Origin of the sequence: Methylotenera versatilis 79, assembly GCF_000384375.1 — a bacterium.
Lineage (GTDB): Bacteria > Pseudomonadota > Gammaproteobacteria > Burkholderiales > Methylophilaceae > Methylotenera_A > Methylotenera_A versatilis_B.
Genome location: NZ_ARVX01000001.1, coordinates 294,907 through 320,660 on the forward strand (window position 1 = coordinate 294,907; position 25,754 = coordinate 320,660).

Here is a 25,754-nt window from a genome sequence, read left to right on the forward strand (position 1 = left end):
GTTTAGTTAATTTAGACGTTAGTTAAAAGTAATAATTTGCAAGAACTGAAAAATGACCATTAAAACCAGCAACTCACACTCCGCTTCTGGCAAGCCGCCCACCACTAACGAAATCCGCCAAGCATTTCTCGATTTTTTTGCTTCTAAAGGCCATGAAATTGTTGCTTCCAGTTCGCTAGTACCACATGGCGACCCTACTCTACTATTCACTAACGCGGGGATGAATCAGTTTAAAGACGTGTTTTTAGGTTTTGATAAACGCAGTTATACACGCGCAACTTCATCACAAAAATGTGTGCGCGCTGGCGGCAAACATAACGATTTAGAAAACGTTGGCTACACCGCGCGTCACCACACATTTTTTGAGATGTTAGGCAATTTTAGTTTTGGCGATTATTTTAAAGTTGAAGCCATTGGCTATGCGTGGGAATTATTAACCGAAGTCTTTAAATTACCTAAAGACAAACTCACTGTTACCGTCTACGCAGATGACGATGAAGCCTACGATATTTGGCACGATAAAATCGGTGTGCCAAAAGAACGCATCATTCGCATTGGCGATAACAAGGGCGCACGTTACGCATCAGACAATTTCTGGATGATGGGCGATACTGGCCCTTGCGGCCCTTGTACTGAAATATTCTACGATCACGGTGAACATCACTTTGGTGGCCCACCAGGTAGCGCTGATGAAGATGGCGACCGCTTTATTGAAATCTGGAATAACGTGTTTATGCAATTTAACCGCGACGAAGCTGGCGTAATGCATAAATTACCAAAGCCAAGCGTCGATACGGGCATGGGTTTAGAGCGCATTTCTGCTGTATTGCAACACGTACATGCCAATTACGAAATTGACCTTTTTACAACGTTAATTAATGCCGCCGCACGCGAAACAAATACGACGGACTTAACCATTCCAAGCCTTAAAGTGTTGGCCGACCATATTCGCGCCTGCTCATTCTTAATCGCCGATGGCGTGATTCCAGGTAATGAAGGTCGCGGCTATGTGCTGCGCCGCATCATCCGCCGCGCGATTCGTCATGGTTATAAATTAGGCGCACGTAAAGCATTTTTCCATAAAATGGTGGCAGATTTAGTCACTGAAATGGGTTCAGCTTATCCTGAACTAACTGCGAATCAAGCTCGCATTACCGATATGTTGAAGCTTGAAGAAGACCGTTTCTTTGAAACTATTGAAAATGGAATGGCGATTTTGGAAACAGAATTAGCCGCGACCAAAGGTATTTTCAATGGCGAAACTGCATTTAAACTGCACGATACTTACGGCTTTCCGCTAGATTTAACGGCAGATATTTGCCGCGAGCGTGACGTAACAGTAGACACAGCAGCATTCGATGCAGCAATGACGCGCCAAAAAGAGCAAGCGCGTTCTGCTGGTAAATTCAAAATGGCGGCTAACCTTGAATATTCAGGTAATAGCACTGCATTTACAGGTTATGAATCACTAGATTCAAGCGCCACGGTTTTAGCACTTTATAAAGACAGCATCGCGGTGCAAGCCTTAAACGAAGGTGAACAAGGCGTTGTGGTGTTAGATAACTCGCCTTTCTATGCAGAATCTGGCGGACAAATTGGCGATAATGGCGCATTAAAATCTGAAAACGGTATTTTCGCGGTAGAAGATACACAAAAAATCCAAGCATCCGTTTTTGGCCATCATGGCGTATTAAAAACGGGTAGTTTAAGTGTAGGTGATTCTGTAAAGGCCTCGGTAGATCTTGTATCGCGCGCGAATACGATGCGTAACCATTCTGCCACGCATTTGATGCATAAAGCCTTGCGCGAAGTGCTGGGTGAGCATGTGCAGCAAAAAGGCAGTTTGGTTGATGCGGATAAAACCCGGTTTGACTTTGTGCACAATTCGCCAATGACCGACGCTGAAATCACCAAAGTGGAAGCGATTGTGAATGCTGAAATTCTAAGCAATGTAGCGACGCAAGCGCGCGTGATGGATATTGAATCTGCACAAAAAACTGGCGCGATGATGCTGTTTGGCGAAAAGTATGGCGATGAAGTGCGCGTATTAGATATCGGCTCAAGCCGCGAATTGTGCGGCGGTACGCATGTGCAAAGAACAGGCGATATCGGATTGTTTAAAATAATCAGCGAAAGTGGTGTTGCTGCTGGCGTGCGCCGCGTTGAAGCAACAACTGGCAATGGCGCTTTAAAATTAATCAATGCGCAACAAGCGTTAATCACGCAACTAGCTGGTGATTTAAAAGCGCCTCAATCAGAAATCGCCAATAAAGTGGCGCAATTGTCTGACCATGCGAAATCGCTAGAAAAAGAATTAGCGCGTTTAAAATCGAAATTAGCAAGTAGCCAAGGCGATGATCTAAGCGCTCAAGCTTTGGATATTGCAGGCATTAAAGTGTTATCAGCGTCGTTAGAAGGTGCAGATGCAAACGCTTTACGCGAAACGATGGATAAACTAAAAGACAAGTTAAAATCTGCCGCAATTGTATTAGCCAGTGTGAACGATGGCAAAGTAAGCGTGGCGGCAGGTATTACGCCAGATTTGATTGCTAAAATCAAAGCAGGTGATCTGGTGAATTTTGTGGCGAACCAAGTAGGCGGAAAAGGCGGCGGCAAGCCAGATATGGCGATGGCTGGCGGCACAGATGCTAGCCAACTGCCAAAAGCATTAGCAAGTGTAAAAGATTGGGTTACTAGTAAATTAACACAGTAATTAAACCCAGTGAGTTAACAGTAAAATTAACCTAATAAGTTAACAAGTAGTTATCAGCGTAAATTAATATAAAATTTTGATTAAATTTAAGAGTTAATAATGGCATTGATTGTACAAAAATACGGCGGCACTTCTGTTGCCAATCCTGAGCGCATTCGTAATGTTGCAAGACGTGTGGCGCGTTATAAATCCATGGGGCATCAAGTTGTTGTAGTCGTTTCGGCGATGTCTGGTGAGACGAATCGGTTGATTGGTCTTGCCAGAGAGTTAATGGAAGATCCTGATCCGCGCGAATTAGACACGATAGTTTCAACGGGCGAACAAGTGACTATCGGCATGACTGCTTTGGCACTGATTGAGCTAGGCATTAAAGCCAAAAGCTACACTGGCGCGCAAGTGAAAATTTTGACCGATGATTCGCATACCAAAGCACGCATTCTAAATATTGATCAACACAACTTAAAAGCCGATTTAGATGCTGGCTATGTGTGTGTTGTGGCGGGTTTTCAAGGTGTAGATGCGAATGGCAATATCACAACGCTTGGCCGTGGTGGCTCAGACACCACAGGCGTGGCGCTTGCTGCTGCATTAGGCGCAGATGAATGCCAAATATACACGGATGTAGATGGCGTTTACACGACCGATCCACGCGTTGTGCCTGAGGCGCGCCGTTTAAAATCGATTACATTTGAAGAGATGCTAGAGCTAGCATCGCAAGGCAGTAAAGTGCTGCAAATTCGCTCTGTCGAATTTGCGGGTAAATATAAGGTTAAGTTACGTGTGCTATCTAGCTTTGAAGATGAAGGCGATGGCACTCTTATTACGTTTGAAGAAGATGGCAAGGACGACAATATGGAAAACCCAATTATCTCAGGCATTGCGTTTAATCGCGACGAAGCCAAAATTACTGTGCTGGGCGTGCCAGACAAACCAGGCATTGCCTACCAAATTTTAGGTCCGATTGCTGACGCCAATATCGATGTCGATATGATCATTCAAAACACTGGCGCAGATGGCACAACTGACTTTACTTTTACTGTGCATAAAAATGAAATGGGCAAAGCTTTAGCCGTGTTACGCGACAAAGTACAAGGCCACATCAATGCACGTGAAATTAGCGGCGATGACAAAATCGCCAAAGTCTCAGTCGTGGGTATTGGCATGCGCTCACATGTAGGCATCGCCAGCCAAATGTTCCGCACACTTGCAGAAGAAGGCATCAACATTCAAATGATTTCAACCAGCGAAATCAAAATCGCCGTTGTGATCGACGAAAAATACATGGAACTAGCTGTGCGCGTATTACATAAAGCATTTGAATTAGAAAGCGCTTAAAAATATAAATCGGTTATTGGGCGCAGTATAAGCCGACTTTTAATTGATTTTTAAGGCAAATTCCAGTAATATCGCGCCCTTAATTCAGAAACATGCAATTAAGTAGTTTTAATAAACGGAGAGCTGGCCGAGTGGTCGAAGGCACTTCCCTGCTAAGGAAGCATACGGGCTTAAATCTGTATCGAGGGTTCGAATCCCTCGCTCTCCGCCACTATTAAGTTACATAAACTTATAGTTTATTGTTTAAGAAATAAGCGCTATCACGTATAATGCGTTTCTTAGTAATTTGAGTTAAATCAAATGCGCCCATAGCTCAGCTGGATAGAGTACTTGGCTACGAACCAAGGGGTCAGGAGTTCGAATCTCTTTGGGCGCACCAATCATTATTAAAAGTGGGCACTTGTTACAGGTGACCCACTTTTATTTTGTCTATCTATTCTGCATTCTTTAAATCACCATATTCACTCAGAAAATCACAAGGTCAGTGACATTGAATTATGTCAGTAATGTCTGACATAGCTTTAAGCTAAGCCTTACATTATTTATTCCTTAGAAGCTTATATTTAAAATTCAGTAAGCTAAATAGGAGAAAATGATGTTATTTCTTGGATGGCAAGGTATATATACTTTTTTGGGCGTTTGTCTTTTTGTTACTTTAATGATTCTGTACTTTGCAACGAGACTAAATCGAAAATTATCTGAAAGTAAAACGGTTTTATTTACTCATTAACACTAAAATCTTAGGCATCAGAAATTGTTAGGTTTTATCCGTTAATTTATTCAGATAATTGATTTGATTGCGTGCTTCTTGCACGATTTCTGAGGCTGTTAGGCCGACTGGTCCGATGCCAATTTCTACAAGCGCATCTGCTGCCGCACCATGCACATAGACGCCTAGTTTTGCGGCTTCTAACACATTTAAACCTTGTGCGACTAAGCTGCCGATTATGCCGCTTAACACATCACCTGTGCCGCCAGTGGCTAAGCTTGGGTTGCCAGTAGTATTCATAAACCAAGCGTCATCAGTATCTGCACAAATAGTGCCGGCACCTTTTAAAACACAAACCACTTTAAGTTTGTAAGCTAGATTTTGTGCGCTTTCTACGCGATTATTTTGAATATTTTCTGTGGTCGTCTGTAATAATCTGGCGGCTTCGGCTGGATGCGGTGTGATAACGGTTTGTGCTTGGCGCTGCTGTAATATTTCTGCTAAATATGGGTGCTGGCTAATTAAATTTAGTCCATCTGCATCGATTAATAACGGTACATTCTGTGCCATGCAAAACTCTAAACTCTCTATTGCAGCTTTTGATTGGCCTAAACCAGGGCCGATGACGATACAACTTAACTGTTTTAATGTGTTAAGTTTTGCGGCGGAATGCAACATAATTTCTGGGTGTTGAATATCGACAATCGGCGCATCGTCAGCTAAAAAAACGGCATGTACACGCCCTGCTCCACAAAACAATGCGGCACGCGCAGCCAATAAAACAGCGCCTACCATGCCAGAATCGCCACCGACGATTGCTACACTGCCAAAATTACCTTTATGTGAATCAAGCGCACGCGGTGGTAACGCGGGTGAAAAAAGACTTTGTATCAATAAGTTTTTCTGGGGAATTTGCAAAGATTTGTTTTCTGTAGCGCACATGATTAAAAATTAAATATACTTAACCAATTTTTTTGGTCAGTTTTTTGGCAGATTTTTAGAACAGTCATTTTGGCTATTTATTTTGATTCGTTAATTGGTGCAATTGCAGCTCCAATGTTCTGACGCGCTCTAAAAAAACCAACATCAGGCCAAGTGAGTTGGTTTCTAGCTCAAAATCCTGTTTAAGTCGCACAAGCTTGCGTATAGATATTAAGTAATGACTGTTAAATTTGATGGTTTCTAATGACGATATTTCTGTCATTTGGCAGGGAATTATCGCGCCACAATCAATCAATAATTGTAGTTCTGCAGGTGTTAACCCCGATAACTCAACGAACGTATCGAACGAAAGCTCTACACTTTCGCTTAGCAGTATTAATTCATCAGCATGAGTAGTCATCATCTATTCTCAATTAAGAAAAATGCGCACGTGGGTTAAATGTGGAAGCATTAGCTAATTCAGTCAGCAGCGCTTTTTCACGTTCATTTAAATTAGGCGGCAACACAATTTGAATCTGCGCAAAAAGGTCGCCGTGCTCTTTATTTTGTTTGGGCATACCGCGTTTTGCGATGCGCATTTTTTGCCCACTTTTACTGCCCGCAGGAATTTTCAGATTCACCGCATTTTCTAAAGTAGGCACTTGAATGGTAGCGCCTAGCGCGGCTTCCCATGGCGTGATTGGCACGTCTATAAATAAATCGTGATCGACTACGCGAAATAATGCGTGCGGTTTAAAACTGATATTTAAGTATAAATTACCGTTAAGTCCGCCATTGAAACCCTTGCCGCCTTTGCCACGTAACAACATTTTCGTGCCGTTTGATACGCCTTGTGGAATACGCGCTTTAAAGCTGTGTGGTACTTGTTTTATTTGGCCTTGGTTGTCATGTTCAGGCACTGAAAAGTTTAAATCTAGCGTTGTGCCAACATAGGCTTCTTCTAAAGTTATTGCTGCACTTAACTCGTAATCTTGACCAGAAATCGCGCTACTTCTGCTTTGTTGGTTATGCCGATTTCCGCTAGAAAAATTAGCGAAAAAATCGGCTAAATCAATATCATCGAAAGCATTTTGTTGGCTGTAAGATTGATTTTGATTCACGCCCCAATTAGGTGGTGGTCTAAATTCCTCACCAGAATTATGCTTACCTAACGCATCAAATTCGGCACGCTTTTCTTTATCTTTAAGCGTTGCATAAGCTTCGCCGACTTCTTTAAATTTTTCTTCTGCTTGAGGCTCTTTGGAAATATCGGGGTGATATTGATGAGCGAGTTTTTTGTAAGATTTTTTAATCTCATCTAATGTTGCCGTGCGGGCAACGCCTAAAACTGCGTAATAATCTTTAAATTTCATAGTCGCCCATTTATGGGTTAGAGATTCATCCTACTTAAAAATCCATCATGATACAAACCTAATTTATTGAGGTAGCGTTATCGGACTGGTATCAGACTTAAGATTCACAACGTTGTATCCCGCGTCGCGCCATGCATCGATTCCGCCCGTTAGCGGCCTTACATTGTAATAACCTCTTCTCATCAGCGCTTTAGCGATTTTTGCTGCGGTTACTTCATTGGGGCAAGAACAATACAGCACCACTGGTTGATTGCCATCCGCTTCTAAAACCAATTCGTCTAGTGTTTCTAAAGTGACGAACTGAGCACCAGGAATCCAGCCATCCTCAACAAGATGAGGCGATCTTGTATCCAAAATAATCGGCGTTTCACCTTTAGTTAACAGCACATTTAGCTCTTCCACACTGATGCGCGCCATGCGCAAATCATTCATAAAGCGTTTTCTTTCCCACCATTTAGATGCGATAAAAAGAAATAACGCAGATAAAACCAGCAATGTGCCCCATTTGCCCATTTCAATCAGCACATTCATCAGCTCATCAATCGCATTACTGAATAATGAGCCTAACCATAACGCTGAACCAGCCCACAACGCCGCACCAAGTCCATCCAGTAATAGAAAAACGATTAATCTAGTACCAGTAGAACCTGCCAAGGCGCTGGAAATTGAGGCGAAACCCGGAATGAATTTACATATCAGTAAAGCCGGCGCGCCAAATTTTAAAAACAATGATTGCGATTGGCTGACGCAGGTATCAGGAGAAAGCGATATTTTACAAAGTTTGCTCATCACCCTGCTGCCATATTTACGCCCTGCAAAATACCAGAACGAATCTGCAATAAGCGCCCCCACAACGGCTGTTAATAGCAATACTGAGAAAGAAAATTGCGCAGGGCTGATTAAAGCGCCAGCGATAACCATCGTGGGATATGCGGGGATTGGTAAGCCTAATTGCTCTAAAAAAACGTTCAAAAATATAATAATCAAGCCAAATTGCTGAATCAAATCTGTTATGTAGCTCATTAGTTAACACTATTTTATGGATAAGTTTTAATCATACTCGTTATCAAGATTGGTTAATGCATTGTTTAGCTACAGAGTCTTATTACTGGATGTTTGGCTAACTTATGCATTTACATTAACCATTCCGCTTAAGCATTTAACTTAATCATTTCATTGGGCATTTAAGTCAGATTCATCAAGAATTACTGCAAAATGCAAAACGCTTGATAGAAGTTAACCAATTAAAATACCCAAATATCGCGTTGCACAGAATAGATTGCGTAAAGGTTTAGATAACCGTTTACATGAAGATATATTTGTCACTAAAGATAGTGGCGTTATTTGGGTAAAATAGCCAAAAGTCTCAAATTTAAATTGGCAAAAATCATTAGGAAACAATCATGTTGAAATTAATCAATAAAAACATCTTAACGGGCTTAATCACACTGTTGCCTGTGATATTGACGCTATATTTGCTGTACTGGTTTGTGGTTACAACGGAGACTTTTTTGGGTGGTGTAATTCGCGCGGTGATATCAGAGCAGTTTTACAGACCAGGTATGGGCGTAGTCGCTGGGCTGATATTCGCTTTTTTTGTCGGACTGTTGATGCAGACGTTTATCGCGCGCCAAATACTTTCTTATATCGAAAAATTGGTGCAGCGGCTGCCTTTGATTAAATCGGTATATTTATCGATTCGCGATTTACTTAACTACTTTTCATCTGAAAAAAAGAAAGATTTCGAACAAGTGGTCGCTGTAACGATGGGCGAAACAGGCATGCAATTGATTGGGCTTGTGACACAAGCGGATATGTCTAAAATGCCAGCAGGTTTGAATGAGAAAGACAATTTATTGGTTTATATTCCGATGAGTTACGGTATCGGTGGTTTCGCTGTACTAGTCCCGCGATCTGCAACTAAGCCGTTGAATATGAGCATGGAAGATGCGATGCGCTTTACGCTTACCGCTGGCGTGACTGAAACGACCAAGCTAGAAAATGCGTAATAAAAATGCGCAATAAAACCGAAAGCCTAATTGAAATTAATTTATGATGTGGTGTCTGGGTGATTTAAGGTTAGTCCTTAATTGGATTTGTTATGGGCGGTAATTTCTTTTTAGTTTTTTTAGCTTTTCTACTAGTCCTTCTGAACGGTTTTTTTGTTGCGGCAGAGTTTGGTTTAGTCAAACTTCGCAGCACGCGCGTTAAAGCCATTTCCAAAAACTTAGGCTGGCGCGGCCGTATGTTGGCCAAAGTGCATGGCAGTTTAGACGAATATCTTTCAGCTTGTCAGCTTGGTATCACGCTGGCATCGCTTGGTCTGGGCTGGGTCGGCGAACCGGCTTTTGCCGCGTTAATTGAACCAGCTTTATTCAATGCAGGCGTGACCAGCCAAAAGTTGATTCACGGTATCGCTTTTGTGGTCGCTTTCTTTACCATCTCTTATCTGCATATTGTGGTGGGCGAATTAGTGCCTAAAACATTGGCGATACGCATGGCTGAACGCGTGAGTTTATGGACTGCGCCTGCGTTATACGGGTTTTATTGGTTAATGTTTCCAGCGATTTGGTTATTGAATAAAAGCTCTAATATCGTGATTAAAACCTTAAAACTCAAACCAAAAGATGGGCACGAATCTCAATACTCATCAGAAGAACTAAAGCTTATTTTAAGAGGCTCAAGGCCGAATGAAGATTTCAGTTCGTCAGAATGGAAAGTGTTAGCGCAAGCAATCGATTTTAGAGAGCTGGAAGTATCTGATTTGATGCACCCTTTTAGCGATGCGACGGTGCTATTAGAAGATGACACTTTTCAACAGAATATGGAAAAGATCGCCGCGCACCGCTACAGCCGTTATCCATTAATTGGCAGTGATGGGAAAGTGTTAGGCATTATTCACATTAAAGATCTCTTCATCGCGCTAACAAAGCAAAGCAAAGAAGTCGACTTAACCAGTATTATCAGGCCAATTAAAACCGTCTCACCCGAAACGCCTGCTACTGATCTTTTTCGGCAATTACAGCAAGGCGCGCCGCACCTCACCATCGTGGCTTACGGCAATAATCCGCCAGTAGGATTTATTACGCTGGATAATTTATTATCCGCATTGGTTGGCGATATTAGTGATGAGTTTAAAAAATCTCAAAGTGAATGGACCAAGTTAGATGATGGCTCTTTACTCGGCAAAGGCACGTTGCCCATTAACACGTTAGAACGCACGCTTGGCGTGGATATCGCGTCAGAAGATGCCGATACGGTTGCAGGATTGATTCTTTGGAAATTGACCGAGTTGCCGAAAGAAGGCCAACGTATTGAATTTGATGAGTTCAGCATTGTGGTCAAAAAAATGTCTGGACCGAGAATTCTGCTGATCAGGGTTTATCCAAAAAAGCACACGCATGCAATCAGCCATCATTAATTATCTGTTCAATTGGTTTCAAACTTTCGCGTTTTATCCTGTTTAGCAATCGACTAATTGCAACCGTTACATTTAATCATGGTCATTTAAATATCACGCATTTATTAAGCATTTATAGAGGTTAAGTTCGCTTGTTTTAAACTGACTGTCGTAAATATTAACGCTCAAATTATTTATATGGAAAGGTCATTATGGCTATTGGCTGGCTAGCACTACTAAAAACCGTGCCTTGGGTAGATGTTGTGCGCAACTCACCCAAAATCGCAGATGAAGCAAAAAAGTTGTGGAGTACGATTACAAACAAGCCGAATGCAGAAAGTGAGCTTGAGGCTAATCGCTACAAACTCTCATCTGGGCTTTCATCTGAAAATAATACCGTTGAGTCACTGCAAAAAAGGCTCGCTACAGTGGAATCTGCCTGTGCTAATTTACATAATCAAATGCTTGCATCAACAGAATTGATACAAGCCCTGGCTGAACAAAATGCACAACTTATCAAAAAAATCGAGCTAAGTCGCGTACGCATCTTAAGGTTAATAGGTGTTGGCGCTGTTATTGGCTTGATTGCCATTTTCAATTTGATTTATACATTTGCAAAATAATAATTCTGCCACCAGCAGTTTTCCAGATACTTAATAAAGCTTCCGCGCTTAGTTTTTGCCAAAAATTTTATCATTTAGCTCATTGGTAATCACATGAAGAAAGCTTCTTCTGCGCTGATTTTCCAACTCATAACTGCGTAATTTGCGTAAATCTAATGCACTTACAATGCTTCACTTTTTTGTCTAATTGTTTCAACATCAATTTGTTAAAACTCGCAATAAGCGATGAGTTAACCATATTTTTATGCTGATTTCTGTCATCGGTTTTTTGAAAACATCCCTTAATATCAGAAAAAAATCTACCTTTGGCTATTTTGAATATCATCTAAAACTGCATACATAAAAATCCCCATTCAAGAGGTTTGACTATTATTTGAATAACTTGCCCGTTTCAATGATTCGCCGTAGCCCATAATAGATCTAATAATTTTGGATCTTTCATCTTTTCAACCCACCATTTCAACGCTGCCCCATTATCTTCTGTTCGCCACGCAAGATAAAACGGTTCGGCTTGTCTAGGTTCTTCGGCTTGCTTTTCTATTAACAAGCCATTTGCAATCGCGTTACGCGCTAATGGTTCTGGCAAAAATCCAAAGCCGACGCCTGCTATTTGAAACTCATATTTGCTGCGCATATTGGGCAAAGCTAAGGTATTTTGGCCAAACAGCAATCCCACCGTCCTTGGTGGCATTTTCCGTACAGAATCACTGACACTAATCGCAAGATGCTGGTTGAAATCCGCTTTACCTAAAGGATGTGGCACGCTGGCTAATGGATGTTGTGGCGATACCGCAAACACAAATTCAACCGTTCCAATCTCATAAGTGTTGTAACCGCCGCCAGATGGACCTTCTCCAGCCGCGCCGATTAGCAGGTCAACGCGTCTATCCATCAGCGCTTCCCATGTGCCGGATAAAGTTTCTTGTGCGAATCTTAATCTGGTTAAATCGGCGACTTTGCAGAATTCGGTGATATCTGCAATCAAGGCAGTGGGCGAAAATAGTGAGTCCATTCCGATGGTTAACTCGGTTTCCCAGCCAGAAGCAACGCGCCTGACGCGATGTTCTAAATCTTCTGCAGCTTTGAGTAGATGCCGCCCTTCGTTGAGTAATTCACTGCCCGCTTTTGTAATCGCCACTTTGGGGCCTAAACGCACAAATACCTGCACGCCCAAATCTTGCTCCAACTTACTCACGGTGTAAGAAATAGTAGAAGGTACTTTGTGTAATGCATTGCCCGCCGCCGCAAATGATCCAAGCCGATCAATCGCGTCTAATATGAGTAAAGCATCTAGCGTAATTCTAAACATTCGATTTTTTCGATGATAGGTTGATAATTTTTCCGTTTTTCATTCATTCAATCTCGGTTCATACTGCACTCATGCCTCATAAACAAGCTTAATACGGAAGCTTAATGTGATGTTAGCAATGTGGTTGATGTGCAAAATTATCGCATATTAAAACAAGTTAATCATCGCCTTAATAATAATAGAATCAACTTTAATAGGAGTGAATCATGTTAAAAATACACAAAAATAGTAGTCGCGGTGCAGCAGATCATGGTTGGTTACAATCTAATCATTCATTTTCATTTGGTCAATTTTACAATCCAGAAGAAATGGGATTTGGCCCACTTTTAGTCATTAATGAAGATCGCGTGCAGCCAGCAAAAGGCTTTGGCACACATGGCCACAGCGATATGGAAATCATTTCATACGTATTAAGCGGCGCGCTGGAGCACAAAGATAGCATCGGTACAGGCTCGGTGATTCGTTATGGTGATGTACAAAGAATGAGCGCTGGCACTGGCGTGCGCCACAGTGAGTTTAATCATTCCAGCACAGAACGTGTGCATTTTTTGCAAATTTGGATCGAGCCAAATGTGAAAGGTATTCCAGCCAGTTATGAAGAAAAGCATTTTGATGTGGCATCTAAAACTGGCAATTTACGTTTGATTGCTTCACCTGACGGCAAAGATGGTTCAGTGTTAATTCACCAAGATGCACGTATTTATGCGGCGATTCTTGGTACGTCAAATACAGTTGAACCAGATCAAGAATCAGACCATGAATCAAATGAAACGCTACAACATACATTGGCAGCTGGTCGCACAGGATACGTACACGTGATTCGCGGACAAGTTGATGTAAATGGTATCGCTTTAAAAACCGGTGACGCTTTAAAAATAACAGAAACGGATTTAGTTGAATTCACCAATGCGTATGCAGTTGAATTACTTTTATTCGATTTACCTTACTAAAATTTACCTTAATTAACGATTTCAAATATTTATCAGGAGAAATAACCATGACTAAACCTTACATTCGTCTAGACAAAGATAACGCAGTGGTTTTATTAGTGGATCATCAAGCGGGCTTGCTGTCGCTGGTTCGCGATATCGATCCAGATAAGCTGAAGAATAATGTATTGGCTTTAGGGGACATGGCGAAATATTTCAAGTTGCCGACTATTCTGACGACCAGTTTCGAAACAGGTCCCAATGGTCCGTTGATTCCGGAATTCAAAGCGCAATTTCCAGATGCGCCTTATATCGCGCGCCCTGGCAATATTAACGCTTGGGATAATGAAGATTTCGTGAAAGCCATCAAAGCCACCGGTAAAAAACAATTGATTATCGCAGGCGTGGTGACTGAAGTTTGTGTGGCATTTCCAGCATTATCGGCAATTGAAGAAGGCTTTGAAGTATTTGTCATCACCGATGCATCTGGCACATTCAATGAAATGACACGCCAAGCCGCGTGGGATCGCATGTCAGTAGCTGGTGCGCAATTGATGACTTGGTTTGGCGCCGCCTGTGAGTTACATAGAGATTGGCGCAATGATATTGAAGGTTTAGGCGAACTATTCTCCAACCATATTCCCGATTATAAAAATCTATTTACCAGTTACAACACTGCACAAGCTAAAACTTCCAGCTAAAAATACAGCCTAAAATAGTATTAATTATCAACAAGATAAATCAGCGAGTTACAAAAAATCTTGCTGATTTCTATCTTTTCAGCGTGTAATCTTATCGCAAATATCAATATTAAATCGCGCACCAATAACCTGCCACAATCACTTAATGCTTAAACGACACGAACCAATGCGTTTAGCCTGAGTCGGATAAGTAGTCATTAAAATTTAATTTTTATTCAATAAGCGCTTGGTTTATAGTCTGTATTAACTCAAACTTAATAGCCTAAATTAATCACAAGACTACTAGAATATTCTTGCAAACTCAAACCAGTTTTGATTAAAACCTCATTTGATATTTTTCATAAAAAATATAACGCTATTCAATAACCCTATTTAATTATCCTGTTTAGTTAACCCATATTAAGGAGTAATAAATGTCAAAAGCCATCAGTTATGCAGCAGTTTCTGCTAAAGAAAAATTAGCCCCATTAAGTTTTGAACGTCGTGAAGTGGGCGCTAAAGATATACAGATCGAGATTTTATTCTGCGGCGTTTGCCACTCAGATCTCCATACCGCACGCAATGAATGGCAAAACTCAGTTTACCCAGTTATTCCTGGACATGAGATTGTAGGCCGTGTGACTAGCGTGGGCGCTGAAGTTAAAGCTTTTAAAGCCGGTGATTTAGCGGGCGTAGGTTGTTTGGTCGATTCATGCGGCGTGTGTGAAGACTGTAAAGATGGTTTAGAACAATATTGCGACCAAGAAGTGTTTACTTACAACAGCCCAGACAAACACACAGGCAAAATGACGTATGGCGGATATTCAAATCAAATAGTAGTCGACGAACATTTCGTTTTACATATTTCAGACAAGTTAGATTTAGCTGCAGTGGCGCCATTATTGTGCGCAGGTATCACCACCTACTCACCATTAAAACACTGGAAAGTTGGGCCAGGCAGTAAAGTCGGTATCGTTGGTTTAGGCGGACTTGGTCACATGGGTGTAAAACTCGCGCATGCAATGGGTGCGCATGTGGTTTTATTTACGACCTCTGCCAATAAAGTTGAAGATGCTAAACGATTAGGCGCAGATGAAGTGGTCATCTCAAAAAATCCAGATGAAATGAAAGCGCATCTTAAAAGCTTTGATTTCATTTTAAATACCGTCGCAGCCGCGCATAACCTGGATGTGTTTACCGAATTACTCAAACGTGATGGCACCATGTGTTTGAATGGCGTGCCCGAGCATGCACATCCTTCACCGAATATTGGTAGCTTGATCTTTAAACGCAGGCAAATTGCTGGTTCATTGATTGGCGGCATTAAAGAAACGCAAGAAATGTTAGATTTTTGTGCCGAGCACAATATCACTTCTGATATTGAAATTATCGATATCAAAGATATCAATGAATCTTACGAGCGCATGGTTAAAGGCGATGTGAAATATCGTTTTGTGATCGATATGGCGACATTAAAAGCTTAGTTTTGACAAAATTCCCATAAGGCATTTTCGAATGCTTTATGGGCGTTTCACTCACAACCTATTCGCAGCATTATTAACCTAATTTTAGGGTTAACTATTTAGCATCAACTGTTAGACTCTTCTGCCAAATATTATTTATTTAAACTATTCACACCACGCCAGGTCGTAAAAGTATGCGATTTATTCAAACTGTTTTAATTCTATTACTGGCATGTTCAATCAATAGCTGTGGATTTGTTAAAACCGCTTATAACAACGCACCAAAAGCCCTTAGCTGGTGGTTAGATGATTACTTTGATTTTACTACTGCACAAAAAGCTGTTTTAAACCCTGCTTTGCATCGCGTGCATGATTGGCATCGCCAAAATCAATTACCCAATTACATTAAAACGCTGCAAGCGTTACAAATTATCGTTGCCAAAGAACAATTTAGCCCTAATGAAGCGTGTGAAAAAATTGATCAATTTAAGGACAATTTCAATCAACTTCAATCTGAGTTTATTCCCACTATTATTGAAATAGCGCCGTTGTTAACCGACAAACAGCTGCAATATTTTCATGCAAAATTAGAGAAACGTGCGCTTAAATGGAAATCTGAATGGTGGCAAGAAACACCTGAAGAACAATTGTCTATGCGGCTTGAAAAAATTGAAGATCTGGCTGAAAAAATCTATGGTGACTTAAATGATGCGCAACACACTTTGTTGAAACAAAACCTTGCCATAACGCCGGTTAATCCAGCGCTAAGTTATGCCGAGATATTGAGACGCAATGAAGATGTTGAGCAGATTGTCACTGCGTTACACAATCAATCACTAAGCCCCGAAAACAAAACACAATTGGTTAAGGATGGCTTTGAGCGACTACAAAACAGCCCGAATCCTACGTATCAAACGTATGCAAATCAGATGAAAAAACGTACCTGCGAAATCATTGCCGATTTACATGCCAGCACTGACAGTAAACAAAAACAACATGCTAACGATTGGTTAGAGAGTTACATCGTGCAACTCTCTAGCTTATCTGTGAGTAAAAAACAGTAGTAAAAAAAGCTCTTAAAACCGCACACAAAAGATAAGTTTTAAAGCCAAATCAAGCAACTTGTTCTAAACTTAACACTCGTACAGCGTCAATATTGGTTTAGCCATATAATTTATATCATTGCTAGATAAGCATGATAATTAAAGGGGATTATTTTGAGTTTAATCGGCAATATCTTATGGTTTATTTTCGGTGGCGCTTTAATGGGATTAGGCTGGTGGCTTGCAGGTTTGCTCGCTTTCCTCTCGATTATTTGTATCCCTTGGGGTAAGGCTTGTTTTGTCATCGGCACCTTTACTTTTTTCCCATTCGGAAAAGAAGCGGTCAGCCGGAAACATATCAATAAAAAAGATGATATCGGTACAGGCACCTTAGGCTTAATCGGCAATATTATTTGGTTTTTAATTGCGGGTTGGTGGCTTGCGATTGGCCACTTGTTAGCCGCTATTGCCTGTTTTGTAACAATTATCGGCATCCCTTTTGGTATTCAACATATGAAGCTTGCTGTCATCGCCATCGCGCCGATTGGTAAAACGATTGTGGATAAATAACGATCAATCTGCTGTGACGACTAAAGCAACAAGCTTAACAACAATAGGCCTAACAATAAGCACGCACACGAATGCGACAGGCATTGCCAATAGATAAGCATGGATGACATGCTGAAAATAATCATGATGAATTCCGCTATTGGCAGCAACAATCACCATGCACATTAAACAAGCCATAATGCCCGCCATGAAAAATGCGAACACATAGTGGGTGTAACGTTTGGGTATTTGTATTTTCATCACAATTCTTTATTGCTCAATTTAAGTTTTGAGATTTTAATGGCAAATTCTATAAGTTGGTAGAGCGCTAACACTATATTCAGTAACAAGTTAAACTATCGACTAATCTTATCTATTCGATAGTTTATGGACACATTAAGAAGTATTGAAAGTTTTGTTAAAGCAGTAGAAGGCAGAAGTATTGCTGCCGGCGCTCGCATGCAAGGTATCACGCCCGCAGCAGCGAGTCAGAATATTTTACGGCTGGAGTCTTCATTAAATGCGCGTTTGCTTACACGTACAACACGTAGTTTAGCGTTAACCGAGGCAGGTGAAATCTATTATGCCAAAGTGCGTCATATCATCAGTGATATCGAAAGCGCGAAGTCATTAGTCACCGAACTGCAAGGAGAACCTCAAGGACGCTTAAAGATTGCAGCATCTGCTGCATTTGGTCGTCACGTGCTGTCTTCAATCATCCAAACATTCACTGCGCTATATCCAAAATTGTCCATTGAACTGGTTTTAACTTATCGCAATGTTGACCATATTAAAGAAGATGTCGATATCAGCATTCGCTTGAAGCAACAATTAGAATTGGGTTTGGTGGCTAGAAAAATCGCAACAATACCCGTTATATATTGTGCTTCACCCGCTTATCTGGCGCGGAAAGGACAACCTAAAGAACCTGAGGAGTTACAACATCACAATTGCCTGATGTTTCGTACTTCGATGAATGGACGTTTGTTTAGCTGGGGATTTATTCGTGATGAGTTGAGATTCGAGCCAGATATTAAACCTTTTATTATCAGCAACGATATAGACTCGCTAGCTGAATTGACTATTAGCGGCGTTGGGATTACCAGGCTTGCCGCATTTATCGCAAATCCTTTAATCAAAAATGAGAAATTAGTCGCTTTATTCCAACAGCAGAAAACAACTCAAACTCAATTAGAAGCTCATTCGGATAGCGAACCTTTAGAGTTCTACGCTTGTTTTCGTGACCAACATGCCATGACATTAAAAGTAAAAGCGTTTATGAATCATCTGGTTGATTCGCTGCCCACAACATGGGAGCTAGCCTGATTGATTATTGTTGCAAGGGCTTGCTATTGCCACAGCTTGCAGAAACCCATTTACCACTCATATTGGCCTGATCTTTAATTGGGCTGCCTTGAACCGTGCCATTGAATACCGTTTGTCCGGTAAAACTTTCTGCATTGGTGAAAGTACCTTCTGCCACACCGCTACCGTCTAATTGCGGATTTTTGCAGATGAATTCCACGCGATAGCTATTGCCGTTTTGCGTGGCTTTATTCACTTTGCAACCAGCTTGTTCTTGAAACGAACTCGGCATTAACTTCTTATTCGCCATTTCTTGCGTGACACAGGCATTGGATATTGCTGCACCATTTTGAATGGCGGGCATTTCAAAACCATATTCTTTGGCTAATTGATTGATGTTTTCCATTTGGTCTGGTGGAATTTGTGATGCTAGACTCAATAGATTAGAAGTAGTCGTCACTTCCCAAAGGCCTGGTTTCATTGAGTTTTCGGCAGCATTGGCAGTTGTTGCTAATGCAAATGCAGTAAGTGTTAAAAAAATGCCAGTTAAAACGCTAGAAAAAAATAAGTTGTTACGCATTCAATATCCTATGCAAAAATAATCGTTAACTTTCAGAAAGCCAATGGTCGAGTTAGTTCAGATTGCCATGCCTGATTGTTATCGTCGGATTGTCATTCTTTGGCGATTCAACTGCGCATTGTAACAACACAAATTAACAACTCATATATCATGTCGTTTTGGCAAAAAACGCGTCAAGAAACTCTGCATGTTAAAAAGGATTGGGCATCATGTTAAAAGCAAATGAGCATAATAAACAGTGGATAACGCTGATTGTGCTTTGTCTGGGCGAATTAATGATTGTGCTGGATACGACAATCGTCAATGTTGCATTGCCATCTATACGCACCGATTTAGGTTTTAATGAAACATCACTGGTTTGGGTAGTGAATGCTTACATGCTCACTTTTGGTGGATTTTTACTGTTAGGTGGACGTTTAGGCGATTTTTACGGTCATCGCAAAGCGTTTCTGGTTGGATTAACGCTATTCACGGTTGCATCACTGGCCTGTGGCTTGGCAAATTCTCAAGCCATACTAATCATTGCCAGAGCTATTCAGGGTTTAGGTGGTGCAGTAGTTTCAGCAGTCGCGTTATCGCTGATTATGGATTTATTTGCACAGCCAAATGAACGCGCAAAAGCCATGGGTGTTTATGGTTTTGTATGTGCTGGCGGCGGCAGTATTGGCGTTTTATTAGGCGGTTTATTAACCAGCGCGTTTAGTTGGCATTGGATATTCTTGGTGAATTTGCCGATTGGCATCGCCGTATTCATACTTTGCATGAAACTTTTGCCCAGTGACCAAACTCAAGCAGATGCAACCAGCCACGATGTAGGAGGCGCACTGACGATTACGGCTTCACTGATGTTGGCAGTTTATGCCATCGTCAACGGTAACGAGGCGGGCTGGACTTCCACGCAGACGATGAGTCTGTTACTCGCTTCGGTGGTGCTACTGATTACATTTATTTTTATTGAACAGCGCGTTAAACAACCTTTGGTTCCGCTTGGTATGTTTCGTTTGCGTAATCTCGCCATCGCCAATACTGCAGCTATTTTATGGGCGGCGGCGATGTTTGCTTGGTTCTTTATTTCCGCGTTATATATGCAATCTGTACTGGGTTATAGCGCGTTGCAAGTAGGTTTGGCTTTTCTACCTGCTAACGTCATTATGGCCGTTTTTTCATTGGGTATTTCGGCCAAGTTAATCATGCGATTTGGCATAAGAATACCGCTTGCATCTGGCTTATTACTCGCTGCGATTGGGCTTGCACTATTTGCACGCATGCCCGTTGCCGGGCATTTTGTTGTAGACGTATTACCCGGCATGTTATTACTTGGTTTAGGCGCAGGCATTGCGTTTAATCCCATGTTACTGGCTGCAATGAATGATGTAAAACCCAGTGAATCTGGCCTTGCTTCTGGCGTGATTAATACATCGTTTATGATGGGCGGCGCATTAGGTTTAGCCATATTGGCGAGCTTAGCAGCCATGCAAACGCGCCATCTAGCGGGTAATGGAATTGCTACTATATCCGCCTTAAACGGTGGCTATCAACTTGCATTTGCATTAGCGGCATTATTTGCACTTGCAGGCGCAGGGTTAAGCATTTTCCTCACCACTAAGAAATAAATAGTTGAAATAAAAAGTTTAAATGAAAAAGTTCTCAGAAAGGTTAAATAGTGAGTATTGAATTAATCATAGCATTTGTGCTACTCGGTATTTTTGTTGGCATATTAGCAGGCATGCTGGGTATTGGTGGTGGTGGCGTTATGGTGCCAGTCTTAACCTCTATCTTTATTTATCAGGGCTTCCCAAAAGATAGTGTTGTGCATCTTGCATTGGGCACTTCAATGGCGTGTATCGCGTTAACATCTTTTTCAAGCATGCGCGCGCATCACAAAAATGGCGCCGTTATTTGGCCTCTGGTCAAAACCATGTCCATCGGCATGGTGGTTGGTACATTTTCGGGTACTTTCTTAACTGCTTATTTAAGCTCAATCACGCTATCCATCATCTTTGCGGCTTTTATGGGCTATGTTGCTGTGCAGATGTTCAGAACAACCAAGATAAAAGCCAGTTCAGGCGAGATTAATAAAACCGAGTTAAGATTAGTCACATTAGGAATAGGCGCAACATCTGCATTGGTTTCGATTGGCGGCGGCTCGCTCACTGTGCCTTATTTAACGTGGCGCGGAATCAATGTGAAAAGCGCGATTGGCATCTCTGCGGCATTGGGTTTTTACATTTCAATCGCCGGTACGTTTGGTTATTTAATCAATGGCTTTATTAACCCCGCCACTACGCAATATTCGTGGGGCTATATTTATCTGCCAGCTGTATTGTTAGTGTCGATTCCCAGTTACTTTACCGCGCCTTTGGGTGCGAAGTTAACCCAGCGCTTACCCACGCAAATATTAAAGAAAATATTCGGCGTATTACTGCTGATTTTAAGCCTTAAGATGTTGTCATCTTTTTTATAGGATGCTGATTGCTTAAAACCTAATGCAAGGAATAATAAAACAACAAATAAATGAATATTTTCAGAAAGATTAAAAGGAACACGCATTGCTTAAAACGTATTTATTAACTGCCGCTGCAGCCATTTTTTGGGGCGCTAATTTCAATTTAGCAAAACCAGTCGTCGCAGAAATGAGCCCGTATATCGCGGGTGCTAGCCGTTATATTTTGGCGGCGGCTATCATGTTGATGATTGTAAAATTTAGGCGCGAGCGTATTCCTGCGCGCCATCTTAAAACTTATCTTACGCTTGGCATAGTCGGTGTTTTTGGTTTTAACCTATTTTTCTTTTTAGGCATGCAAACCACTTCAGCGGTAAATGGCGCACTGATTATGGCACTTAACCCACTTTTTACCGCAGTTATTGCTTATTTTGTCTTAAACGACAAGCCCAATAATCGGCAGATGCTGGCGTTTCCCGTTGGCATCATCGGCGTCGCAATCGTAGTTCTGGGCGCAGGCGCAGAATTGCGTGTATCAACAGGCGATATTTTTATATTTATCGCCAATTTAAATTGGGCACTTTACAACGTGCTGGTGCGCAAATTAATGCCAAAAGATGTTAGCGGCATCGCAAGCACGGCTGGCATTATGACGGTCGGCGCAGTTGCATTGACGCTTGTTGCGCTTATTCATGGCGATGCGTTTATTATGCCAAGCATGATTGCTGGCTCTGCTTTACTCATCATGAGTATCTGCGGTGGCGTGTTGTCTTACCTCTTTTGGAATGCGGGCATCGCCAATCTTGGTCCTGCCAAAGCCGCTATTTTTATGAATCTTGTACCGCTCACGTCAATCGTCATCGCTACTTTCGAAGGCTTGCCGCCTAATTTTGCACAGATAGTGGGTGCAGTTATTATAATTTGCGCGGTGACTTACAGCACGACTTCTAATAACAATACTGACTCCAGTAAAATACCTGCAAATGGTCGTGAGTAAACAAGTGGTCGCGAAAAAATATAGACTTTAAAATGCATTAACTAAACACTAAAAATATGCTCAAAAAGTATCTTAACTCGTCTAAACATCTTCAGCGGCTTGTGCTGACCAGCTTTGTTGTGACTTTTGCGTGCGCGCGCATTGTCGTGCTACTCATCATGACGCGCGATATTCCTGACTTGTTTCTGCATATCGGCGGCACGCATGTGCACCATTTAAACTACGGCATTTTCCTGCTTTCTGCAGTCGGGGCAGCGCTGTTATTTACGACACCGTCCAAGCAGTGGTTAAGCATTATCGCCATTACTTATGGTATCGGTTTAGCACTCACTTTTGATGAATTCGGCATGTGGTTGCATCTGGGCGGCAGTTATTGGCAACGCGCGAGTTTTGATGCGATTACCATTGTCGGCGGCATTCTGCTACTTGCCGCTTATACGCCACCCACACACTGGACTTGGCGCAGATTCGCTGGCGCGATTCTGATTGTGACAGTAATAGCCGTATTTTGTTGGCGGCTATCGTTAACACTTCCGTCGATTGAGCAAAAATTTTTGCCAACATTGCAAAGTATTGAGAATCTGGGCCCACATTAGTTTTAATCCCGTATTAACCTTAATTTTTGGCTCACTATCTGCAAATAGCGTCTTTAAAATCGCTTCTCAGCAAACTTTTTAGGTCGTTAAGTCATATTGATATGGCATGCTTATAAAAAACTAGCGGCTTTACTAGTTATAATAAGTAACAATCTAAACATTCTTAATGCATTAAACACTGCAAAAATCATTTCTAATAATAAAACTAACGATAAAAAACTATGGATCATAATTTAACACTCATCACCACTATCGCTGCCGGCTTTGGGCTGGCACTCATTTTTGGATTCATCGCAGAACGCTGCAAATTGCCTGCATTAGTGGGCTATTTATTAGCGGGTATTTTAATTGGCCCAGCAACGCCCGGCTTTGTGGCAGATGTCGCCATCGCCTCGCAACTATCTGAAATCGGCGTGATGTTGCTGATGTTTGGCGTGGGGTTACACTTCTCCATTAACGATCTAATGTCGGTCAAACGCATCGCATTACCAGGCGCGATTGTTCAAATGTCCATCGCTACGCTGTTGGGCATGGCACTGGCGCATTGGTGGGGCTGGAAATTCGGCGAAGGACTGATATTCGGTTTAGCATTATCGTGCGCCAGTACTGTGGTGCTATTAAAAGCGCTAGAGGCCAGAGGAATTATGGACAGCATGAATGGCAAAATAGCCATCGGCTGGCTGGTCGTTGAAGATTTGTTAACCGTTCTAGTTTTGGTGTTAATGCCACCTTTGGCGGCGATTTTGGGCGGCGTCACCACAGAAGTCACGTCAACTCCATTATGGCAAACCATCAGCTTTACGCTTTTACAAGTGACCGTTTTTATCGTGTTAATGTTGGTGGTCGGCAAACGACTATTGCCTTGGCTGTTGTGGCATGTCGCAAAAACGGGTTCGCGTGAATTATTCACCTTGGCCGTTATTTCTGCCGCCATCGGTATCGCTTATGGCGCTGCGCATTTATTCAGCGTTTCGTTTGCACTCGGCGCATTTTTTGCCGGCATGGTCATGCGCGAATCTGAGTTCAGCCATCGCGCCGCGGAAGAATCTTTACCATTACGCGATGCGTTTGCGGTACTGTTTTTCGTTTCCGTTGGCATGCTGTTCGAACCAGCGATTTTAGTGGAACAACCGCTTAGCGTATTAGCCGTCGTTGCCGTTATCGTATTCGGCAAATCCATTGCAGCGATGGTGATTACGCTGGCATTCCGCTATCCATTAAATACCGCACTTACCGTAGCAGCCAGCTTAGCGCAAATTGGTGAGTTCTCATTTATTCTGGCTGGATTAGGCGTAACTTTGGGCATTTTGCCAACACAAGGCATGAGCTTGATTTTAGCGGGCGCGCTGATTTCCATCGCCATGAATCCGCTGTTGTTCTCCATGATCACACCGTTCAAAAAATGGGTATTGGGCTTTTCAGAACTGGCACGCCATTTTGAAAAACGCACCGATCCATTCTCAGAATTACCGATGAGTACCGAACGCAAATATCTAGAAGGCCAAGTCGTGTTAGTGGGTTATGGTCGCGTGGGTAAACGCATTGCCAAGGCATTAACTGAGAGCAGTATTCCTTATGTTGTAGCAGAAGAAAATCGCGAAATCGTCGAATCTTTACGCAAAAAAGGCGTACCCGCCGTTTCAGGCAATGCTGCTGATGCTGGTGTATTGATTCAAGCGCATATTGCTAACGCCTCTATGTTGGTGATTGCCACGCCAGATACGATTGATGTACGCAAAATGGTGCAGACTGCAAAAATACTGCAACCGGGCATTGAGATTGTCGTTAGAACGCATAACGAAGATGAATCGAGATTCTTAAGAGAAGAAAGTATCGGCAAAGTATTCTATGGTGAAGAAGAGTTGGCAAATGGCATGTGCGAGTTTATCGTTAAGCAATATGCGCCAAAAAATGCCACTGTTTAGAAGGTTAACTTAACCGCGCAATACCTTATAAAACTGTTATTTTGGCTACCTAGAACAATGCTTTTAATGCTGATATGATTGTTGTGCTTGAGAATTTAAGGCAAAAATTAAAGCCGAAATAAAACACAATGAAGCCAGATTGAACAAACGATAACAATCACTTGATCATCATTAAAAGTCTATTTGATAAGAGCCAATATGAAAAAAACCATCTCTATTTTATTCGCTGCAACATTTTTCTGCTTAAGTGTTAGTGCTGCCTATGCGGCGTGCAGTGTACCAACTGCGCCAGATGCGCCAAGCGAAAAGCCGTCGTTGCCCATTTGCATGTCTAGCTACAAAAGTACTGGCAAGCACGATTGCTCAAACACCGAGGCCGAAAACTACATTGACCAAATCAACAAATATATGAAAAAACTGAGCGCCTACGCCGCAGATGCCATTACTTATGCAAATGACGTGCAAGAGTATGCAAAATGCAGCGCAGAAGAAGCGAAAGAAGGCTTGAAATAAGCGACCTTAAAATTAATAAAGCTTAAAGAAGCTGAGATTTAAAGCAATAATCACTTAAGACAGCAAGGAGAATTGCCATGAAAAAACCCTATTACATCGACTTTCCGCAAGAGCATTATGAGAATCAATTGCATCGCTATCGCTGCGTTTTTTGTAAGGAAGAAACTACAGTAATTAACGGCAAGCTTGAAGGGCATTTGCCCACGTGTGAATACCGCACGCAATTAGAAAAAGCTGGTTACGATGCGATTGGTTGCTCAGTCAAAACGCCATTTACCGATGCGGATGATTTTGACTAAAAATTTTGGTTAACACTTTAATTCAAGAATATTGTCTAAAATAAAGTGT

General features: G+C 41.9%; 25 protein-coding genes and 2 tRNA genes. 20 read left to right on the forward strand and 7 right to left on the reverse strand.

The genetic code is table 11. The features are described 5' to 3' along the window. Positions 1-52 precede the first annotated feature (52 nt). The 4 genes from alaS (at position 53) to METVE_RS0101515 (ending at position 4,427) form a co-directional block, all read left to right on the forward strand. Complete coding sequence (gene alaS / locus METVE_RS0101500; RefSeq protein WP_020166680.1) at positions 53-2,713, forward strand: alanine--tRNA ligase; 2,661 nt, start codon at positions 53-55, stop codon at positions 2,711-2,713. A 99-nt stretch (positions 2,714-2,812) separates the two neighbouring features. Beyond that, positions 2,813-4,048: an aspartate kinase gene (locus tag METVE_RS0101505; protein ID WP_020166681.1), complete on the forward strand. Its 1,236-nt coding sequence runs from the start codon at positions 2,813-2,815 to the stop codon at positions 4,046-4,048. Positions 4,049-4,165: 117 nt separating this feature from the next. Then, positions 4,166-4,259: transfer RNA gene (locus tag METVE_RS0101510), tRNA-Ser, on the forward strand. Between the two features lie 91 nt (positions 4,260-4,350). After that, a tRNA-Arg gene (locus METVE_RS0101515) sits at positions 4,351-4,427 on the forward strand. Positions 4,428-4,805: 378 nt separating this feature from the next. Here METVE_RS0101515 and METVE_RS0101520 read toward each other — a convergent pair. From METVE_RS0101520 to METVE_RS0101535, 4 genes are all read right to left on the reverse strand, one after another. Then, the gene (locus tag METVE_RS0101520; RefSeq protein ID WP_232415357.1) at positions 4,806-5,675 is read right to left on the reverse strand and encodes an NAD(P)H-hydrate dehydratase; all 870 of its coding nucleotides are present in this window, start codon (positions 5,673-5,675) and stop codon (positions 4,806-4,808) included. Positions 5,676-5,772: 97 nt separating this feature from the next. Then, a complete protein-coding gene (locus METVE_RS0101525) occupies positions 5,773-6,102 on the reverse strand; it encodes a chaperone modulator CbpM (RefSeq protein ID WP_020166683.1) in 330 nt (109 codons plus the stop codon). Positions 6,103-6,112: 10 nt separating this feature from the next. After that, positions 6,113-7,051 (reverse strand): DnaJ C-terminal domain-containing protein, encoded by a 939-nt coding sequence (locus METVE_RS0101530; protein WP_020166684.1) that lies wholly within the window; start codon positions 7,049-7,051, stop codon positions 6,113-6,115. 63 nt (positions 7,052-7,114) lie between these two features. Continuing rightward, positions 7,115-8,074, reverse strand: coding sequence for a DedA family protein/thiosulfate sulfurtransferase GlpE (locus METVE_RS0101535; RefSeq protein WP_020166685.1), 960 nt, complete (start codon positions 8,072-8,074; stop codon positions 7,115-7,117). A gap of 380 nt (positions 8,075-8,454) precedes the next feature. Here METVE_RS0101535 and METVE_RS0101540 point away from each other — a divergent pair, with 380 nt between their 5' ends. From METVE_RS0101540 to METVE_RS0101550, 3 genes are all read left to right on the forward strand, one after another. Continuing rightward, the gene (locus METVE_RS0101540) at positions 8,455-9,060 is read left to right on the forward strand and encodes a DUF502 domain-containing protein (protein ID WP_020166686.1); all 606 of its coding nucleotides are present in this window, start codon (positions 8,455-8,457) and stop codon (positions 9,058-9,060) included. 92 nt (positions 9,061-9,152) lie between these two features. Further along, on the forward strand, positions 9,153-10,472 hold the full coding sequence (locus tag METVE_RS0101545; protein ID WP_020166687.1) for a hemolysin family protein: 1,320 nt from the start codon (positions 9,153-9,155) through the stop codon (positions 10,470-10,472). 191 nt (positions 10,473-10,663) lie between these two features. Beyond that, positions 10,664-11,074: a hypothetical protein gene (locus tag METVE_RS0101550; protein WP_020166688.1), complete on the forward strand. Its 411-nt coding sequence runs from the start codon at positions 10,664-10,666 to the stop codon at positions 11,072-11,074. Between the two features lie 391 nt (positions 11,075-11,465). On the opposite strand, the gene METVE_RS0101560 is transcribed toward METVE_RS0101550, so the two are convergent. Continuing rightward, complete coding sequence (locus METVE_RS0101560) at positions 11,466-12,383, reverse strand: LysR family transcriptional regulator (RefSeq protein WP_020166690.1); 918 nt, start codon at positions 12,381-12,383, stop codon at positions 11,466-11,468. Positions 12,384-12,589: 206 nt separating this feature from the next. On the opposite strand from METVE_RS0101560, the gene METVE_RS0101565 reads away from it, so the two are divergent. The 5 genes from METVE_RS0101565 to METVE_RS0101585 all read left to right on the forward strand — a co-directional run bounded on the left by METVE_RS0101565 (position 12,590) and on the right by METVE_RS0101585 (position 17,068). After that, on the forward strand, positions 12,590-13,333 hold the full coding sequence (locus METVE_RS0101565) for a pirin family protein (protein ID WP_020166691.1): 744 nt from the start codon (positions 12,590-12,592) through the stop codon (positions 13,331-13,333). 47 nt (positions 13,334-13,380) lie between these two features. Then, positions 13,381-14,013, forward strand: a complete 633-nt coding sequence (ycaC, locus tag METVE_RS0101570; protein WP_020166692.1) for an isochorismate family cysteine hydrolase YcaC — start codon at positions 13,381-13,383, stop codon at positions 14,011-14,013. Between the two features lie 413 nt (positions 14,014-14,426). Then, positions 14,427-15,476 carry an NAD(P)-dependent alcohol dehydrogenase gene (locus METVE_RS0101575; protein ID WP_020166693.1) on the forward strand — a complete coding sequence of 350 codons (1,050 nt, stop codon included), beginning with the start codon at positions 14,427-14,429 and terminating at the stop codon, positions 15,474-15,476. A gap of 173 nt (positions 15,477-15,649) precedes the next feature. Continuing rightward, a complete protein-coding gene (locus METVE_RS0101580) occupies positions 15,650-16,519 on the forward strand; it encodes a DUF6279 family lipoprotein (RefSeq protein WP_020166694.1) in 870 nt (289 codons plus the stop codon). Between the two features lie 153 nt (positions 16,520-16,672). Next, a complete protein-coding gene (locus METVE_RS0101585) occupies positions 16,673-17,068 on the forward strand; it encodes a YccF domain-containing protein (RefSeq protein ID WP_020166695.1) in 396 nt (131 codons plus the stop codon). Between the two features lie 3 nt (positions 17,069-17,071). Here the strand turns inward: METVE_RS0101585 and METVE_RS0101590 are convergent, their stop codons facing one another. Further along, complete coding sequence (locus METVE_RS0101590) at positions 17,072-17,308, reverse strand: DUF2798 domain-containing protein (RefSeq protein ID WP_020166696.1); 237 nt, start codon at positions 17,306-17,308, stop codon at positions 17,072-17,074. Between the two features lie 126 nt (positions 17,309-17,434). Here METVE_RS0101590 and METVE_RS0101595 point away from each other — a divergent pair, with 126 nt between their 5' ends. Further along, positions 17,435-18,373 (forward strand): LysR family transcriptional regulator, encoded by a 939-nt coding sequence (locus METVE_RS0101595; RefSeq protein ID WP_020166697.1) that lies wholly within the window; start codon positions 17,435-17,437, stop codon positions 18,371-18,373. Between the two features lie 4 nt (positions 18,374-18,377). On the opposite strand, the gene METVE_RS0101600 is transcribed toward METVE_RS0101595, so the two are convergent. Next, positions 18,378-18,932, reverse strand: a complete 555-nt coding sequence (locus METVE_RS0101600) for a DUF3617 domain-containing protein (protein ID WP_020166698.1) — start codon at positions 18,930-18,932, stop codon at positions 18,378-18,380. Positions 18,933-19,141: 209 nt separating this feature from the next. Between METVE_RS0101600 and METVE_RS0101605 the strand changes: the two genes are divergently transcribed. The 7 genes from METVE_RS0101605 to METVE_RS0101640 all read left to right on the forward strand — a co-directional run bounded on the left by METVE_RS0101605 (position 19,142) and on the right by METVE_RS0101640 (position 25,705). Beyond that, positions 19,142-20,545 carry an MFS transporter gene (locus METVE_RS0101605; RefSeq protein WP_020166699.1) on the forward strand — a complete coding sequence of 468 codons (1,404 nt, stop codon included), beginning with the start codon at positions 19,142-19,144 and terminating at the stop codon, positions 20,543-20,545. A gap of 50 nt (positions 20,546-20,595) precedes the next feature. After that, on the forward strand, positions 20,596-21,396 hold the full coding sequence (locus METVE_RS0101610) for a sulfite exporter TauE/SafE family protein (protein ID WP_020166700.1): 801 nt from the start codon (positions 20,596-20,598) through the stop codon (positions 21,394-21,396). Positions 21,397-21,481: 85 nt separating this feature from the next. Further along, the gene (locus tag METVE_RS0101615) at positions 21,482-22,372 is read left to right on the forward strand and encodes a DMT family transporter (RefSeq protein ID WP_020166701.1); all 891 of its coding nucleotides are present in this window, start codon (positions 21,482-21,484) and stop codon (positions 22,370-22,372) included. 56 nt (positions 22,373-22,428) lie between these two features. Then, a complete protein-coding gene (locus METVE_RS0101620; protein ID WP_232415359.1) occupies positions 22,429-22,968 on the forward strand; it encodes a hypothetical protein in 540 nt (179 codons plus the stop codon). Between the two features lie 221 nt (positions 22,969-23,189). Further along, a complete protein-coding gene (gene ybaL, locus METVE_RS0101630) occupies positions 23,190-24,893 on the forward strand; it encodes a YbaL family putative K(+) efflux transporter (protein ID WP_020166704.1) in 1,704 nt (567 codons plus the stop codon). Positions 24,894-25,091: 198 nt separating this feature from the next. After that, positions 25,092-25,406, forward strand: a complete 315-nt coding sequence (locus METVE_RS0101635) for a hypothetical protein (protein ID WP_020166705.1) — start codon at positions 25,092-25,094, stop codon at positions 25,404-25,406. A 77-nt stretch (positions 25,407-25,483) separates the two neighbouring features. Next, the gene (locus tag METVE_RS0101640) at positions 25,484-25,705 is read left to right on the forward strand and encodes a hypothetical protein (RefSeq protein WP_020166706.1); all 222 of its coding nucleotides are present in this window, start codon (positions 25,484-25,486) and stop codon (positions 25,703-25,705) included. Positions 25,706-25,754 lie beyond the last annotated feature (49 nt).